This window comes from Paraburkholderia sp. SIMBA_027 (assembly GCF_046535315.1).
GTDB lineage: Bacteria > Pseudomonadota > Gammaproteobacteria > Burkholderiales > Burkholderiaceae > Paraburkholderia > Paraburkholderia tropica.
Map to the genome: position 1 here is coordinate 1 of NZ_JAWRWY010001564.1, position 237 is coordinate 237.

The following is a 237-nucleotide window of genomic DNA, read 5'->3' on the forward strand; positions in this document are numbered from 1 at the left end:
GTTGAAAGTGCGCTGACCGGCCGTGCCCCATCCCTTCTTCCTTCATGGCTTTCCTAAGGAGTTTTGAATGCGCAGTATCAAGACCGTTCATGTCATTTCCGCCCATGCGGAAGGCGAAGTGGGGGATGTGATTGTCGGAGGTGTTAAGCCGCCGCCGGGCGAAACGATCTGGGAACAGAGCCGTTTCATCGCCCGCGATGAGACGCTGCGCAATTTCGTGCTCAACGAGCCGCGCGG

1 protein-coding gene is annotated in these 237 nt (G+C 58.2%); it reads left to right on the forward strand.

The window, feature by feature from the left end; translation table 11 throughout:
- Positions 1-67: 67 nt before the first annotated feature.
- Positions 68-237: proline racemase family protein (locus SB764_RS44445; protein ID WP_410867370.1), on the forward strand; the 170-nt coding region annotated here is incomplete at its 3' end.